At 32.8% G+C, this 15,161-nt stretch carries 12 protein-coding genes; 2 read left to right on the forward strand and 10 right to left on the reverse strand.

From position 1 onward, the window contains the following. Nucleotides 1–6 precede the first annotated feature (6 nt). From C1X07_RS04955 to C1X07_RS04975, 5 genes are all read right to left on the reverse strand, one after another. Entirely contained in the window at nt 7–2,430 is a 2,424-nt protein-coding gene (locus tag C1X07_RS04955) for an ABC transporter permease (RefSeq protein WP_103068885.1), read from the reverse strand. A gap of 30 nt (nt 2,431–2,460) precedes the next feature. Then, entirely contained in the window at nt 2,461–4,914 is a 2,454-nt protein-coding gene (locus C1X07_RS04960) for an ABC transporter permease (RefSeq protein ID WP_103068886.1), read from the reverse strand. 75 nt (nt 4,915–4,989) lie between these two features. Next, nucleotides 4,990–5,685 (reverse strand): ABC transporter ATP-binding protein, encoded by a 696-nt coding sequence (locus C1X07_RS04965; RefSeq protein WP_103069592.1) that lies wholly within the window; start codon nt 5,683–5,685, stop codon nt 4,990–4,992. A gap of 27 nt (nt 5,686–5,712) precedes the next feature. After that, nucleotides 5,713–6,963 (reverse strand): efflux RND transporter periplasmic adaptor subunit, encoded by a 1,251-nt coding sequence (locus C1X07_RS04970; protein ID WP_103068887.1) that lies wholly within the window; start codon nt 6,961–6,963, stop codon nt 5,713–5,715. A 2-nt stretch (nt 6,964–6,965) separates the two neighbouring features. Continuing rightward, the gene (locus tag C1X07_RS04975; protein ID WP_241507193.1) at nt 6,966–8,270 is read right to left on the reverse strand and encodes a TolC family protein; all 1,305 of its coding nucleotides are present in this window, start codon (nt 8,268–8,270) and stop codon (nt 6,966–6,968) included. A 361-nt stretch (nt 8,271–8,631) separates the two neighbouring features. Between C1X07_RS04975 and C1X07_RS04980 the strand changes: the two genes are divergently transcribed. Both C1X07_RS04980 and C1X07_RS04985 read left to right on the forward strand, forming a co-directional pair. Beyond that, the gene (locus C1X07_RS04980) at nt 8,632–9,996 is read left to right on the forward strand and encodes a sigma-54-dependent transcriptional regulator (protein ID WP_103068889.1); all 1,365 of its coding nucleotides are present in this window, start codon (nt 8,632–8,634) and stop codon (nt 9,994–9,996) included. After that, nucleotides 9,996–11,348: a sensor histidine kinase gene (locus C1X07_RS04985; RefSeq protein ID WP_103068890.1), complete on the forward strand. Its 1,353-nt coding sequence runs from the start codon at nt 9,996–9,998 to the stop codon at nt 11,346–11,348. The genes C1X07_RS04980 and C1X07_RS04985 overlap by 1 nt, the downstream gene beginning before the upstream one ends. Before the next feature lie 8 nt (nt 11,349–11,356). Here C1X07_RS04985 and C1X07_RS04990 read toward each other — a convergent pair whose 3' ends face one another. The 5 genes from C1X07_RS04990 to C1X07_RS05010 all read right to left on the reverse strand — a co-directional run bounded on the left by C1X07_RS04990 (nt 11,357) and on the right by C1X07_RS05010 (nt 15,156). After that, nucleotides 11,357–11,764, reverse strand: a complete 408-nt coding sequence (locus C1X07_RS04990; RefSeq protein WP_103068891.1) for a hypothetical protein — start codon at nt 11,762–11,764, stop codon at nt 11,357–11,359. A gap of 58 nt (nt 11,765–11,822) precedes the next feature. Then, entirely contained in the window at nt 11,823–12,425 is a 603-nt protein-coding gene (locus C1X07_RS04995; protein ID WP_103068892.1) for a hypothetical protein, read from the reverse strand. Nucleotides 12,426–12,613: 188 nt separating this feature from the next. Further along, the gene (locus tag C1X07_RS05000) at nt 12,614–13,387 is read right to left on the reverse strand and encodes a hypothetical protein (RefSeq protein ID WP_241507194.1); all 774 of its coding nucleotides are present in this window, start codon (nt 13,385–13,387) and stop codon (nt 12,614–12,616) included. Between the two features lie 19 nt (nt 13,388–13,406). Continuing rightward, nucleotides 13,407–14,309, reverse strand: coding sequence for an oxygen-dependent coproporphyrinogen oxidase (gene hemF / locus C1X07_RS05005; RefSeq protein ID WP_103068893.1), 903 nt, complete (start codon nt 14,307–14,309; stop codon nt 13,407–13,409). A gap of 58 nt (nt 14,310–14,367) precedes the next feature. Next, a complete protein-coding gene (locus tag C1X07_RS05010) occupies nt 14,368–15,156 on the reverse strand; it encodes an EI24 domain-containing protein (RefSeq protein ID WP_103068894.1) in 789 nt (262 codons plus the stop codon). Nucleotides 15,157–15,161: the final 5 nt, after the last annotated feature.

Here is a 15,161-nt window from a genome sequence, read left to right on the forward strand (position 1 = left end):
TGATGATTATTCAGCTCTTAAGCTTTTTAAGGGATTAATAAACGCTGCCCCAATTGATTGATAGCTTATCGTTAGTATAGCAACTACTATTGCCAGTATTCCGGAGTATGCAAAAACTTCCCACCCAATGTCAATACTATATTCAAAATCTTCGAGCCACCTATTCATTACATACCACCCTATAGGCACAGCAATACTTATTGAAATGAGTATCAGTTTCAAAAAATCAAAACTTAATAGTTGATATATATTTTGAAAAGATGCTCCTAATACCATACGAATACTTATTTCCTTATTTCTTTGCTCAATCATAAAAGCTGATAAGGCAAAGAGCCCCAGACATGCTACAAGAATCGCAAAAAGGGAAAAGCTGTTAAAAATAGCTCCCATACGCTTTACATCTTCGTGCATTTTGGCAAATTTTTGATCCAAAAAACTATAGCGAATCGTTTGATTAGGAGAGAATTTATTCCAGATAGTAGTCACATCGTTTAATAGTGCATCCATATTTGCAGTATCTACTCTTAATGCGATCATTTTATTTTCTTGCCCTATAACAAGTGATAATGGTTCGATTTTATCTTTTAAGGTAGAAAAATGAAAATCCCCAACAACTCCAATAATTGTATATGAATGACCATTACTTATCTTTTTACCTATAGGATTTTTCAATCCCAATTGCTTAACCATGGCTTCATTAATTATGATCGCATCTGTACTATCTGAAGCCTTTCCTATAGCAAAATTTCTTCCCTCTTTTATAGTAATACCCAATGTTTTGATATATTCATGATCCACTCGCCAAATTTGTCCTCCTGCACCTTCATTCTTTGCATTTCCGTTTTCTATTCTAAAATAATTATTATTGCGTGTGGTTCCTGTAATTGGAAGGTAAGAACTTGCGGTAACAGCATTAACCTCTGTAAGCGCGTTGAGTTCTCTCTTAAAAGTTTCCAGTTTACTGTCTAGTGTATTTGTTCCTTCTATGGTAACTACTTGTTCTTTATCATAGCCTAGTTTTTTATTTTGAATGTAATCCATTTGTTCCCCGATAATAAGTGTTCCAATAATAAGAACAACCGAGGTAGTAAACTGAAATACGACTAAAGTACTACGTAATCTTCCACTTTTGCTACCAATACTTAGACTTCCTTTTAATACGTCAATTGGCTTAAAAGTTGAAAGGTAAAATGAAGGATAAAGACCGGCTATAACTCCTATTAACAATGAAGAAAATAGTAGTGTTGGTAAAAACCATGTTTTCCCCCAGGGTAGCAATAAATCTTTTGAAGCAATCTCGTTAAAATAAGGCAGTAGAACCCATGCTAATATAATCCCAACTACAAAAGAAATAATACTAAACAAAACAGATTCTATCAAAAACTGCATGATTAGATTTTTCCTAAATGCCCCCACTGTTTTTCTCAAGCCCACCTCTTTGGCTCGATTTGCAGATTTAGCAGTAGAAAGGTTAATAAAGTTTATACATGCCAATAGAAGAATAAACCCTGCAATAGCGCCAAAAAGCCAAATAAATCTAATATCCCCATGATTAAGACCGTCCTCAAATACTTCATTTCTTAAATGTATATCCTGAATGTTTTGCATTCCAAATTTGATGGTACTCATCACCTCCATATATTCTGCACTTCGATTTTTAAAAGCCGGGACATAGAATGTTTTTTTTATATCTAAAAGTTTTGCTTCAATCTCGTTCATATTCGTATTAGGACGAAATAGTACATAGGTATGATAATTATGGTTTGTCCATGAGGTTTGATCACCATAAAAGAATTCTTTATCCTTAAGGGTTATTAAAAACTCGAATTGAAAATGAGAATTTTTTGGTAAATCATCTATAACACCACCTATATAGTATGGTTTCTCGGTATTATCATCAAAGATTAATGTTTTTCCAACAGCTTCTTCATCAGGAAAGTACTTAGCTGCTTTTTTCTTTGTAATTACGATAGAATTTGGTGTAGAAAGTGCATTTTTAATATCGCCACTTAGCATAGTGAAATCAAGAATTTCTAGCATTTCGGGATCTATATATGCAAAACCTTGCTCGTAGTTATTTTGTATACTTCCAGAAGGTCTTATTTCCTTTCCTCCACTACCATGCAATTCACTAACCAATATTCTTCCTGATTTTTCTACCTCAGGTATTTGGGCTTTTAGCGTAGCTGCAAAAGGAGCAGGCATGTGTATTCCTCCAAAATCCTCTCCATTCAAAACACCTTGTCTACCAATCCGATATATGTTATCTGCATCCTTATAGTGTTTGTCATAACTTAATTCATCCAATATGAATAATGTTATTAGCAAACATGCCATAATACCAATTGCAAATCCACCGATTTTTATGCTTGTAAACATTTTATCTTTTAAAATGCTTCGCCAAGCTATTTTTAAATGATTTGTAAACATAATTCTTGTTTTTTGATGATGATTGATGATTTATTCCGTCCTTAAACTTTTGATTGGATTCACTACGGCCGCTTTAATACTTTGATAACTCACTGTTACAATTGAAATTATAATTGCTAAAAATGCTGCTAAAGCAAATACTTGCCATCCAATTTCTATTCGATACGAAAAATCTTCGAGCCACCTATTCATAGCATACCAACCTAAGGGCATCGAAATTAATATGGCGACCCCTACCAGCTTGAGAAAATCTATTGTAAGCTTATATGTGATTTGATTTATACTGGCTCCTAGTACTTTTCTAACACCTATTTCTTTGGTGCGTTTTTCTGCATTGAATGCTGCCAACCCAAATAATCCAAGACATGCAATTAAAATAGAAAGAATGGTAAACGTAATAAAAATACGTCCTAATCGCTGCTCAGCTTTATAGGTTTCATTAAAAGAGTCATCCATAAAGTAATAGTTAAAAGGCTGACCTGGTGCTATTGCATTCCATATATCTTCAATACTTGATATAGTTTTGGAAAAATCACCTGCATTAAGTTTTACTACCATTCTATTAGAATTACTTCCTAATGAAAGGCTCATAGCATTAATGTTATTTCTTAATGATTCAAAATGAAAATTCTTAATCACTCCTATGACTGTAAAAAATGTCATATTTCCTTTATCACGAGGGGCAAAATCATTGGTTATTCTCATGCCAATAGCTTGATTGGGTTCTATATCAAACATGGCAACTGCAGATTCATTTAAAATAATGGCTGTAGAATCTGTAGTAAACTGTCTATCAAAATCTCTCCCTGCAATAATTTCCATATCTAAAGTCGATACATAATCGTGATCAACCTTCCATTTGCCAAATATTTTTCCATTACTTAGTGAATCTCCTTCTGCAAAAAATGTAATTGTACTTCGGGCTGATGGTGTGGGCAAAAAGCTACTTAGCGATGCCTGCTTAACCTGCCCTAGTTGTTTTACCTCTTGCTTAAAGGCCATAAGTTGATTCCCCGCAGCATCGGTATCTTCTAATATCAATACTTGGTCCTTCTGAAAACCAAGATCTTTATTTTGAATAAACTCTAATTGTTGGAATACTACTAAAGTGCTTATGATTAAAAACACAGAGATAGCAAATTGAAATACAACAAGAGAATTTCTGATTTTACCACCTCCAACACTACTTTCTCCACCACCCTTAAGTACCTTAACAGGCATAAATCTAGATAAGAAAAAAGCTGGATATGACCCCGAAAACAATCCTAACAGTATTGTTGCAAAAATCAATACTAGCCAGAAAAATGGGCTACCAAATGGGATAGAGATTGCTTTTCCAGAAAGCTCATTAAAAAAAGGCAAAAAGACTACCCCTATGACTATTGCCAATAGCAAAGAAACAAAAGAGACTAAGCCAGCTTCGGTTAGGAATTGTCTAATCAGACCTAATCTATCCGAGCCAAGGGTTTTGCGAATACCTACTTCTTTTGCTCTTTTTAAGGAATGAGCCGTCGATAAATTCATAAAATTAACACAGGCCAACAGAATAAGAAAGATTCCTATAAAAGACAAAATATAAACATTTTGTATATCACTATTTGGGCTTAACTCATCTTCTATATCATTAGAATACAAATGGATATCAGGCAATGCTATAGTACTCCATTTCATATAATTACCTGTGGTTTTACGCCTTTCTCTAAAGTCTTCAATAGTATACCCCGGATTAAAAGTCTGAATCCAAGGAATCATATAGGTTTCATAAATCGTACTCAAAGGAGTCTGTAGTGATTCTATATTGGCATTTGGGATTAACTTAATAAACGTTGGGAAATTCCAATTACTCCACCTAATACTTTCTGCATCATCAAAACTAGCCATGGATATAAAAACGGTGTGATTTCTTAAAAAAGAATTCTTTGGCATATCCTCTATAACTCCTGTTACCGTATAAACCTCTTCATTATCTACCAAAAGGTGTTGTCCTAAAGCATCATTTAATCCAAAATGTTTTTCTGCCGCAGTTTTGGTCAAAATCAAAGTATTGGCATCTTTTAAGGCTGTTTGTGTATCTCCTACCAATAACTCTAGCCCAAACATGTCAAAAAATGTAGTGTCAACACCTATTACGTGATCTTCTTTTACATTTTGTTGTACATCATTTCTACGAATCAGTTTACTATTTGAATTCCTAAATCTTGTAACCATTTCAATCTGAGAATAATCTCGATGTAAAGTTGGTCCTAACAAGGGCGCCACGGAGGCATACCTATTGATTTCTCCTCCATTTTTATTTTCTACATCTATACGATAAATACGATCTGCATCTGTAAACATATTATCAAAACTCAATTCATCATAAATGAATAAAGAAATAAGTAGTCCTCCAGCCATACCTACGGCAAGTCCAAAGGTGTTCAAAAAAGTAAAGAAAGGTTGTTTTTTAAGACTCCTCCAAGCTATTTTTAAGTGATTTTTAAACATAATTGTTTGTTTTTAAGTGTAAAAATTTTGCTGGAATTCTAGGTTTTAAGTCTTTGGTTATGTGCAGCAAAAGGTTTACACCCCTATTTCAAAAGGTTTATTTTGGCTTTCGGTTACAATCTGACCATCAAACAGATTAATGACTCTATGCGCATAGTGAGAGTCTCTATCTGAGTGTGTTACCATTACAATGGTAGTTCCTTCTTGATTCAGTTCTGTAAGTAGATTCATTACTTCTATTCCATTTTTAGAATCTAGATTTCCAGTTGGCTCATCGGCAAGAATTAGCTTGGCATTTGTTACTACTGCTCTTGCTATAGCCACACGCTGTTGCTGTCCTCCTGACAATTGCTGCGGAAAATGTTTTTCGCGATGTGCAATTTTCATTCGTTCTAGTACAGCTCGTACTTTTTGTTCACGTTCGCTTTTTTTCATGTTTAGATAAATCAATGGTAGCTCTACATTTTCAAACACAGTAAGCTCATCGATAAGATTGAAACTCTGAAATACAAATCCAAGGTTACCTTTTCTAATTTTGGTACGTTGATTTTCTTTCAAACCACCTACTTCTTGTCCATCAAAATGATAGTAACCTTCATTGGGATTATCTAGCATTCCAATAATGTTAAGTAATGTTGATTTCCCACAACCAGATGGTCCCATAATGGCTACAAATTCTCCTTCTTCTACTTTTAAATTCACATTATTTAACGCCAGAGTTTCTACTTCTTCAGTTTTAAAGCTCTTTTTTAGATTTTCTATCTGTATCATTTTTTGATTGTTTATTTTAAACACTTTTTATTTTAATATTATTTTTTCGGCATCTCCAAAACTATCATAGTTCGAAGTAATTACTTTTTCTCCTACTTCTAATCCTTCTAATAATTCATAATATCTTGAATTCTGTTTTCCTATTCGTATAGGTCTTTTCCATGCTACTTCTCCAGAGGCATCAACTACAAAAATCCACTGCCCTCCTGTACTTTGAAAAAAGCTTCCCCTAGGTAGTAATAGTGCATCATTCGAGGCTCCGAGCTGTAGTTTTATATTATAACTTTGCCCTGTTCGTATCGTTTCTGGTTTTTGATCTTCAAAGACAAGGTCTACTTTAAACTTTCCATTTCTTACCTCGGGATAAACCTTACGAAGTCTAAGTTGGTATTCTTTTCCGTTACGCTCTAAAATTGCAGTCAGGTCTCTTTTTACTCTATCTACATAATGTTCATCTATAGTCGCTTCAATCTTATAATCTGTTAGTACATTTATCTGTCCAATACGCTCTCCTTGTTTGATATTTTGACCAATTTCTGCATCAAGAAATCCTAATTGCCCATCGGCCGGTGCACGCACATTTAAGTGATCAATCCGTTCATATACCATGGACAATGTTTTTTTCATTCTAGCTAAATCACCATCTAATTCACTTAATGACGTATTACGCATCACATTATCTTGTTCTGTCTGCAGTTTAATGATATCGTATTGTTTTTGTGAAAGCTCGTAACTTTCTTTTGATGTTAAATACTCTTCTTTGGATATCAATTCATCTTCGTACAATGCTTTATTCTGCTCATAATTTCTCTTAAACTTTTGTAAGTCATAATATGCATTTACAAGATCTTTTTTGCCATTAACCTGCCTAGAGTCAAATGTTAGTTTGGTAGATCGTAAATCATTTTGTTTCAAAGCTAGATTATTCTCACTGGCAAGTATCTGCTCATAAAGCCCTCTATTTTCTAAAGTTAATATAATATCTCCTTTTTTTACTGTTGCTCCCTCTTCAATCAGTTTTTCTGTTACTCTTCCTCCTTCATAAGCATCCATATAAATAGTACTTATTGGAGCTACGGCACCATTAATGGTAATATAATCATCAAATTTTCCAAAGGAAATTTCTGTAATTGATAATTTTTCTTTTTCGGTTCTAAAAGTAGAGCCTGAATTCCCAAATACCATTTTCCAACTCACAAAAAGGAGCGCTATACCTATCGCTATATATCCGTAGTGTTTAGCTTTTAATCCTTTTTTCTTTTCAATTTTTATATCCATTTTTATTGTGTTCTATTAATGTTAAAAACTGGTAATCCGTTATAGAAATCTAATGTACTTTCATTTACTTTTAATCGCAATTCTACTTGCAAATTTTCATTTTGTGAATTTGCCAAAAGGTTTTTAGCTTGGTTAAGTTCTATAGCGCTTATTAATCCTTTCTGATATCTTTTTTGCGCTATTTCAAAACTTAATTGCTGGGCTTTTCTTTTTTGCGAGCTTTGTTGATATTCTGTTCTTAACGCATCTCCTTCCTGCACAAGTTGCTGTATGAGTTGATACATTTCTTGTTTTTGAATATCAAAATTATTCTCTGCCCTCATCACTACAACTTTTTGTTGCTTCACTCTTGAACGATTTGACCATCCATTACTGATAGGTATTCTAAGGGATAGACCTACAAAATGTGATGCATTATCTTTTATTTGGGTATTAAAAGGGATAACCTCTCCTGTTGTCTGATCCATATTGGTTTCATAATACCCTGTTCTATATCCAGCAAAGAAGGATAAAGAGGGGTACAAGCCCCCTCTTGTTGCGGCTAATTCTTTTTTGGCAGCCCATGCTCTAAGCTCTTGAGCTTTGATTATCGGCACAAAAGCTTTGGCATTATTAAAAATAGAATCTTTATTTTTTCTAGAAGCTTCTTGGTTTTCATCAGTTTCTATAGAAGTAGATATGATAGAAATTGTAGTCGCATCTACTAAATTCATCTCTTGTATAAGTTTTAGTTTTGCTGCAGCTACGTTATTTTTGTTTTGGGTTACCAATAAGTTATCTGCTAGTAAAGCAGATTCTGCTTCATATAAATCTGCCTTAGCTTTTTGACCAAGCTCTACTTGTCTTTTTACCAAATTGTAATTATTATCTGACACTTCTTCTTGTTCTTTAGAAATAACTAGAAGCCCTTCCATAAACTGGATGTCATAAAAAGCAGATAATACCCTAAATGCCAACATATACTTTTGATGAAGAACTTCCTCAGTGGTAGCCTTATGCAAAAACTTTGAAGCTTTTATGGTATTTACTTTTTGAAAACCTCTGAACAAATCTATTGTTGCATCTACACCGTAGTTATTTGAGAAAAAATCGGTATTAACAATATTATTGTTATTAGGATCTACTGATCGACCATATCGAATACTATAGTCCGAAAAAGCACTAATGTTTGGTAACAAACTTCTGACTGATTGTTGATGTGTCTCTTTATCTGCTTCTTGATTATATTTAAAATCTTTGAGTTGTAAATTATGCTCTACTGCGTAGGCAATACAATCATCTAGTGACCATGATTTTTGACAATACATGATATTTGATATTAAAATCAAGAGAAAAAATATGATTTTGTTTTTATAACTCATCCGTTTATAATTATTGTTTTAATGGTCAGATGTAATTTTTCAATATTCATTTTTATTACTTTATGAAGTTTTACTACAACTATTTTATCGTTTTATTAGCACTCTGATGTTTTATTGACACCATACCTTAACCTAATGTCATGCCAAAATCACAAACACCTGATAAACAGGTAATTATGACTAATTAATCTTTAATAGCTTCTATAATTGTAAAATTATTATACAAATAGTGTCAAATATTTTTACACTTCCCCAAATGTGCTGTTTCAAATTTGTAGCTTTACTATGTTAATCTAAAAGTAATACCATGCAGAATGGAAAAGTCTTAGTTGTTGACGATAACAAAAGCCTATTAAGTGCTCTTGAAATTTTATTACAATTTGAATTCAAAGAGGTAAAAACAATTTCTAATCCCAACCAAATTTCTTCTCTTCAGGATTTAGATAGTTTTGATATTGTATTATTAGATATGAATTTTTCGGCTGGTGTAAATACCGGAAATGAAGGATTATTTTGGCTAAGAGAAATAAAGAAAAAGGCTCCTCACACGTCTGTGATTATGATGACAGCCTATGGTGCTGTTGATCTCGCGGTAAAGGCTTTGAAAGAAGGTGCTACAGATTTTATATTAAAACCATGGAATAATGAGAAACTATTAGCTACAATAAAGTCAGCATATTTGTTACGTAAATCCCTCAAAGAGGTACAAGAATTAAAACAAAAAGAAAGTCACCTAAAACAGGTCATCAATCAAGATAGTAATTATATTATCGGAAACTCTAAAGCACTGACTGCTGTGTTAAACCTTGTTCGTAAAGTAGCCAAAACAGACGTAAATGTTTTAATCACTGGTGAAAACGGAACGGGAAAAGAATTAATTGCCCGCGAATTGCATAGAATGTCGCCACGTAAAAACGAAGTCTTTATTGGTGTAGATATGGGATCAATATCAGAAACTCTATTTGAAAGTGAGCTTTTTGGTCATACCAAAGGAGCTTTTACTGATGCCAAAGAAGATCGCGCCGGAAAATTTGAAGCAGCTAATAGCGGTTCTTTATTTCTTGATGAAATAGGAAATCTATCTCTACAAACACAAGCCAAACTATTATCTGCAATACAAAACAGAACAGTCGTAAGAGTAGGGTCCAATAAACCGATCCCTGTAAATATACGTTTAATCTGTGCTACAAACTGTAATCTCAATCAAATGGTAGAAGAGGGTATTTTTAGAGAAGATTTATTATATCGAATTAATACAATTCATATAGAAGTTCCTCCTTTAAGGGAAAGAGGTAACGATATCCTAATATTAGCGGATTTTTATTTAAAGAAATTCTGCCAAAAATATGGAAAACCTTCTCTTAGAATAAACAATACTGGTGAAGAAAAATTAATGGGATATCACTGGCCTGGTAACGTAAGAGAACTACAACACACTATTGAAAGGGCTGTGATTTTATGCGAAGGAACTGTTTTAAAACCATCAGATTTTTTACTCAATTCAGGTTCTGGAATCTCTTTGGACAAAGGTCCCGAAACCCTTAATGAGATGGAAAAACTTATGATTGCAAAAGCGCTAGACAAACATGAAGGAAACTACAGTGCAGCTGCCAATCAACTGGGAATTTCGAGGCAAACACTTTATAACAAAATCAAAAAACTAGAGAACTAATGCTAAGTAGAAATTTCTATATCCATTTAATTTTTAGAGTAATTATTCTCTCTGTAACAGCTCTGGTTTTATCATTTGTTTTTTATAAAGACCAATATTTTTTATCCTCCCTTATCTTATTCTTTTTTTTACTACAAGTCTTGTTTTTAATCAAATATCTAAATCATAATAATAGAAAGGTTTCTTATTTTTTTAATTCAATCAAAAATGAAGATTTTACACTTAGATTTCCAGAAAAGGGAGAATCTAAGTCATTTAATGAGCTAAATCAAAGCCTAAATACTCTTAATGATATAATTCAAAAAATACATCTAAAAAACCAAACCCAAGAGCAATATTACCAAGAAATACTGAAACGGGCAGAAATTGGAATTTTAACCTATAACGAAAAAGGGCATATTCTTTTTGCCAACCCAAAAGTCGAAAAACTACTCAACCATTCTCCCTTAAATCATATAAAACAACTGGCTCAGGTAGATAAAAAGCTTTATGAATTGTTCAATACTATTAATCCTTTTGAGCGAAAACTTTTTCAGATTACCAATGAGAGAGAAACCATTCAACTTACAATAAAATCAACAGAAATACTATTAAATGATGAAGTCCTAAGATTAATAACCATTCAGGATATTCATAATGAGTTAGACAAAAAAGAAACTGACTCGTGGATAAAGCTTATTCGGGTTTTAACACATGAAATTATGAACTCTGTTACTCCTATTACTTCAATTTCAGAGTCTATTCTAAGGTATTACAAAGATGATAACGGTATTATATCTACAGAACAAGTCGATGAAAGTAAGATCCGAAATACAGCAAAAGGATTAGAGGTTATTAAAAATCAAGGGAATGACTTAATGAGTTTTGTGCAATCCTACCGAAGTTTTCTAAGTGTACCTTCTCCTGATAAAAAAATTATTAATGTAGATCAATTACTCGAAAAAGTAAGAGTACTAATGAGTCAGGAGATTGATTTTAACACTATTGCTCTAGACACTTATAAAAACTATGAGGATCTAGAAATCTATGCAGATGAGAAACAAATTACCCAAATACTGGTAAATCTATGTAAAAATGCAATTCAGGCAGTAAAAGAAACCAAAAATGCTACCTTAATGTTTATTACCGGGATCACCCCAGAAGGAGAAAAGTACATTAGTGTCAAAGACAATGGCCCTGGAATCCAACCAGAAGTTATGAGCCATATATTTGTTCCTTTTTACACAACAAAAAAAGATGGTACGGGGATTGGTTTAAGTCTTTCTAAACAGATTATGCACTTGCATGGAGGACGACTAACCGTTCATTCTGTTCCTAACCAAGAGACTTCGTTTTCTTTGTTTTTTAAGTAATATTCCTATTACTTTAAGTCATACAGCTTTAATGTTTTAAGTAGTGCATCAAAATAAAAATCTTCAAGGTCAGGTACTATTATAAGTTTATAGGCTGTGTTTTTTAAAACGTAGAATGAAGTTTTTTCTGGATCTAATGTTGTAGAATGTGCGTTAAAAATCTTTTGAATATAAGCATTAATCAAAAGCACCTCATCATAACTTATTTCTCTTCGATATGTTGGTTTATCACTTTTATATACGAGATAATCGTTTCTAAAACTAAGAGACTGATTACCTCCATTAAAACGATAAAACTCAAAAGTAAAATCTTTAGAATCGAATATTTTGTTAATATTATTTGTTGTAGTCTCTACATTACGAGTACAACTTGCAAGAAAAACTACAAACAAAAAAATCTTAGTTCTCTGTATCATATCTGTAAAAATGATATCTAAAGAACTAAGATAAGAAGTATATTGGTACTTTTAATTGTTATTTTACGGCTAAACGTTTAATAGAGCTTTCGAAATCAACATCTTCAAGGTTGCTAATCAACAATCCAATACCTCCAGATTTTGAAGCAACGATGTATTCTGTTTGAAATTTCTTCTGCTTTTTATACGCTTTCAAATATTTTAGTTTCACCACTTTTGAAGTTGGTGTAAAGAAAAATCGACCATGAATTCTTTTATACTTCACATCTTGGGTGTTAGACTCATCCTGTAATTGATTATTTAACGCAGCTACAACTCTCGCTGCTCTATGCTCATCAAATTGGTAAAAATCACAAGTGTAGATAAATACATAATTTTCAACATTATTTTCATCTACAAATAATTCGAAATCAACTTTTTTATCTTCTATTTTTTTTAATTCCTGTAAAGCAACCGTTTTAAATTTTGGTTTGCCTTCTAACGAATCCAATCTACTCTTAAATTCTTCTGGAGCTATTTTAGCATAACCCGTTGTAAGAACGATAGTATTATTCCTAAATTCGATTGTGTTTTTAGAATACTTAGAAAATCTAGATTCTTTAGGTAAAAAATCGCATCCAATAATAAGAATTGCGACAGACAATAGTAGAATTTTTTTCATAGGACATTTGTGTTAAATTATATAACATTAAATAGATTAAGCCCTAAATGATTGTCTTGCAAGTTAATAAAAAAAAATGAAACATCACCACTTTATCCGATTTTTGTGTATTTCAACTGGACGAACTATTGTTTTTAGTAGGAATCATACCACTATTTTTTTATAGAGATCGTCGTTTTAAGATGCTTTTATTCTAAATTAGATATAAATTTCTCTACGTTAAAATTAACATCATCTTCTCCCTGCTGATCAAATGGATTCTCTAAATGAGATTGAATATTATCCAAAGCAACTAAAATTACACTATACAAAATAGGCATAGCAAACTCTAGTCCCACGGCATACTCATTTGCCTTATATGCAAAGTAAGGACCATATAATATTGGAAGAAGAATGATAAAGATATCACTGTATGTTCTTAATGTTCTGGGAGTACGGTATTGATAGATGTGTTTAATTTTTTCAAAAGAAATCATCATTTTACTTAAAAACTGATTGGAACGAGAGGCTTCACCCGACGGCAATCCATGACTTCTCATTTTTTTTATAAACGAAGACAACTCTGAAAAGCTTTGATACACCTCTTTTTCATATTTCTCAAGTTCACCTACAGGCTTGGTAAACATATGCTTACAAGCATTCATTAAGCTTTCCAGATGGGTTTTTAGCTCTTCTTTGAGTATCAAAGGTGGGTTTTCTAACCAATGGGTTGTAGCATAAAACAACGCCCTTCCATGCGCTTTTATACTTCCGTATTCATCTAATGCAACCTCTCTACGTTTGTATGCACCACCTATAGAAAAAACAATAGGAAAAATAATCGCAGTAGCAATTAGTGTTAAAGGAAAGTTAGCCGTAAAATCGAAATACCTGCATGCATAACTAGATACTAAAGACAAAAAGGTAATAACAAAAGTCTTATAATTTATTATAAGACTTATTCTTTTAATTCTTCTCAACATAATTTTGATTCAATTTTGATTATACCCAGGCTATAGGATTTTTTAGGACTTCTATCAATCGTGACTCCTCACTATTTTCTTCTGGATGATAATCATATTGCCATTGCACATGTGGAGGCAAACTCATTAAGATACTCTCTATTCTTCCGTTAGTTTTTAACCCGAACAGCGTTCCTTTATCATGTACCAGATTAAACTCTACGTAGCGCCCTCGCCTGATCTCTTGCCAGTTTCTTTGTTCTTGTGAATAACTCAAGTTTTTTCTTTTTTCAACAATTGGCACATATGCTTCCAAAAAACTGTCTCCTACCTCTGTTACAAAGTCATACCAGTTTTGCATAGACATACTTTCAGTTGCTTTGCAATAATCAAAAAACAAGCCTCCTACTCCACGACCTTCTTCCCGGTGGGTATTGTAGAAATACTCATCACATTTCTTTTTATAAACACTATAAAACTCTGAATTATGTTTATCGCAAGAGTTTTTACATATCTGGTGAAAATGTTTTGCATCCTCATCAAACAAATAATATGGGGTTAAATCCTGACCTCCACCAAACCAACTATCTACGACAGTTCCTTTCTTATCGTACATTTCAAAATATCGCCAGTTGGCATGTACCGTTGGTACCATTGGGTTTTTAGGATGTAATACCAAGGATAAACCACATGCAAAAAAATCGACCTCACCTACGTTAAAATAACTTTGCATGGCTTTGGGCAATGCCCCATGAACTCCAGAAATATTTACTCCCCCTTTTTCAAACACTTCTCCATTTTCAATCACTCGTGTTCTTCCTCCTCCACCTTCTCGTCGTTTCCAGAGATCTTGCTTGAATTTTGCTTTGCCATCAATCTTCTCTAATCCCGAAGTTATGGTATCTTGAAGTTCTTGTATGTATTTATAAAACTTATCTTTCATTTTTTATATATCGATCATTTAGGTCCTACTAAATCCTTTGTCAAATTAAGCATCTGATTTATGCGTCAATTTTTGAAACTTCTTTAGAAGGCTTTTTTAATTCTATTAGCCCTTTCTCTTTTAGTATTTTTACAGTTTCGGTAGAAGCAGCAACCACTGATATGGGTAGTGTGATAATAAAACCAAGGATAGGTATAAATAACATCAATACAAACACAATCCCATTACCTATTGCAGTCCCTCTGTTTTTTCTTACAAATTGAATACTTTCTTTATAACTAAAGTGCCTTTCCATGGTATAATCCATATTACCAAAACCTATATAGTATGCCTGAATCAAAAAGATCAATATTGTAAACAAAATACCAATAACAGGAATAAAGCTTAAGATAATTAGTGGAATCATAAAGAGCAATTCCCTAAACAAATTTCTTACATTGATACGAATACCTCTTGATAATTGCTGACTAAACGATGTATTGCGATGTGCATGGTTGGTTTCTCCTAGAAGGTGCGCTTCTACTTTTTCAGAAACCGGACTCATAAATGGTGCCGATAATGCCATAACAATATGCTTATACAAGATTAACCCAATGACCAGAATCAATAAACCTCCAATATATGTGCTTATAGTAGCAAAAGTTTCTGATCCCCACTCCCATGGCCAAATTTTTGCAATAACTGCCCCTAGATTATCAGAAAAGAAATAGGCTAGTGCTACAAAAGATAATCCTGTAACAATACTTATAAGAATAGGAATCGTAAAATACTTCCACAAGCCTAGTTTTGAAATAAGTTTAAATGTTCCAAAATAAGCTTTAACTCCGTTAATTATATTTTTAAACATAGGTC

The sequence above is a fragment of the Aquimarina sediminis genome (assembly GCF_002895435.1).
Classification (GTDB): Bacteria; Bacteroidota; Bacteroidia; order Flavobacteriales; family Flavobacteriaceae; genus Aquimarina; species Aquimarina sediminis.